Genomic DNA, 2,115 nt, shown 5'->3' with positions numbered 1-2,115 from the left:
CCGGGATGCGGCCGGGATGAGCGTGACCAGCGACCGAAATCATGATCGTCGACTGGAGTTGGGGTGGGCCCCGCCCCCGCCCCCCCGCCGCGGGGCATTGACCCTTCAGCCGATCAGCTCTACCTTCTTAGCGATCGGTAAGTAAGAACGTGACATCCCGACCGAGGAGTTCCGCTGTGGAGCGCACGCTCTACGACCAGGACCATGAGGACTTCCGGGCCGTCGTCCGGGAGTTCGTCGCCCGTGAGGTCACCCCGCACCAGCAACGCTGGGACGAGGAACACCGCATCGACCTGTGACCAGCGTCGACGTCGGCCTGCTCCGCCGCCATCGTCCTCCGCCGCCATCGTCACCTCGTCCTTCTCCTCGGACATGCCGATGGGGCCGATCCGGTGACCGTTACCGAGCTTCACGCAGGAGGGGACATGCCTCCGCTTTCCGCGATCAGCTCCTCGCGGAGCAGGTCCATGAGGAGCCCGTTGCGGAACAGACCGTCCGGTCCGCGTTCGTAGCGGCGCATGACGCCGACGGGACGGAAACCGACCTTCTCATAGCAGCGAACGGCCCGGGTGTTGGCCGCGGCCGGGTCAATCGTGAGCCGATGGTGCCTCCGCCGCTCGCACAGGAAACGGGCCACCAGCCCGACCGCCGTCGTCCCCACACCGCGGCCCTGGAACCGGCCACTGAGATAGATGTCGATGCTCGCGTGACGGTACTGCGGGTCGTTCTCCTCGGCGTACTGGACACCACCGGCGACCTGACCGGCCACCTCGATCACCAGCAGGACCGTGCCGCTGTCACCGAGCAGGTCGGCCGTCACCTCGTCGGCGGACGCCGGTTCCCCCCACCAGCAGGCCACCGGCTCCTCGGCGAGGATCATTCGTAACACGGTGACGTCCGCGGGGCGGCCAGGGCGAACCGTGACGCAGCCGTCGACGAGCAGCGGACGCAGTTCCACACCCCGCCCCTTCTGATCGCGCGCTGCGGAACCGGCCCGTCGTCGACCGTTTCATCGAAGATCGTCGAATCATGAGACCGAGGGAACATACGGTCGTGACGGCAGCCGTTTTTCGCACTCAATTTCTTACACGTTGAAGTGACGTGTAACGCAGGACAGCCCCGGCGTGCTCCTCAGTACGCCGGGGCTGGCTCCGGCACCCGCTGCCGGCGCGGTGGCCGACCTGCCACGCGCTACTGGTCGCCGTCCGCTGCGAGACGGTGGACGAGCTCACCGGCACCGCGGAGAACATCGCGATGGACGCGCCGTTCCATGTTCCCGGCGAGTTCCCGGCAAGCTCCCACCGAACGAGATCGTTTCTACCGAACGAGATCGACAGGTATGTCGATGTGGCGCGAACGTACATACTCGGCGAGGCCCTTCGCCTGCGGATCGGGGCGTGTCGCCGAGGCGACTCCTTCTCCCAGCAACCCGACGATGACGAAGTTCAGGGCACGTAGATTTGCCAGCTCGTATCTGTGCACCTCCAGTCCGGAGGCTTCCGGTACCAGGTCGACGAGCTTCTCCGCGGTCAGCTCGGCGACGAGCCAGCCGTAGGTGGCATCGTCACGAGCCCAGATACCCACATTCGCGTTACCGCCTTTGTCCCCGGAGCGTGCGCCGACCAGACGTCCGAGCGGGACACGCACCCTTTCACTCGTGTCCGCGGGACGGGCGGTCGTGCCGGCGAGATCCCCCGCGGTGGGATGCGAGGTCTGCCATGATGCGGATTCGGGCCACCTCGTCTCCGGCTCCGACGGACTGTGCGGGATGACGAGCTCAGAGCCGTCACCGAGCACGACACGCTGGGTGACGATGTCCCGGCTGACGAGCGTGGGCCAGTAGACGCCGTACGCGCTTTCGCTGGTGGGTGGTGTCGTGGTGTGGAAACCGGCGTAGCCCCCCAGGGGGAGAGCCATGGTCGCGTCCGAGAACGCCCGGCCGACGCGCGCGCGATCACGGTCCTTGACCGTGATCCGCAGATGCGCGGTCGCCAGCGCGTTGACCTCGGCGTTTTCATGATCGAATCGTAGTAGTTGCACGTCAACGGCATCGAAGGCAGCTTCGCCGCCGAGCAGGTCGAACAGCTCCTGGCGGGCCCACGCGGCCTTCTCCTC

Annotated in this window: 3 protein-coding genes; 1 reads left to right on the top strand and 2 read right to left on the bottom strand. The window is 66.9% G+C overall.

Annotated features, from left to right (window positions below):
* Positions 1-176 precede the first annotated feature (176 nt).
* On the top strand, positions 177-299 hold the full coding sequence (locus DD1DGNOD_RS12445; protein ID WP_206443124.1) for an acyl-CoA dehydrogenase family protein: 123 nt from the start codon (positions 177-179) through the stop codon (positions 297-299).
* Positions 300-409: 110 nt separating this feature from the next.
* On the opposite strand, the gene DD1DGNOD_RS12440 is transcribed toward DD1DGNOD_RS12445, so the two are convergent.
* Both DD1DGNOD_RS12440 and DD1DGNOD_RS12435 read right to left on the bottom strand, forming a co-directional pair.
* On the bottom strand, positions 410-943 hold the full coding sequence (locus DD1DGNOD_RS12440) for a GNAT family N-acetyltransferase (RefSeq protein ID WP_430827800.1): 534 nt from the start codon (positions 941-943) through the stop codon (positions 410-412).
* 374 nt (positions 944-1,317) lie between these two features.
* A partial coding sequence (locus DD1DGNOD_RS12435; RefSeq protein WP_430827799.1) for an AtuA-related protein occupies positions 1,318-2,115 on the bottom strand: 798 nt, incomplete at its 5' end.

This window comes from Candidatus Protofrankia californiensis (assembly GCF_900634765.1).
Lineage (GTDB): Bacteria > Actinomycetota > Actinomycetes > Frankiales > Frankiaceae > Protofrankia > Protofrankia californiensis.
The sequence above is the reverse complement of the archived record's forward strand: the minus strand, read 5'-3'. Positions and strand labels throughout refer to the sequence as shown.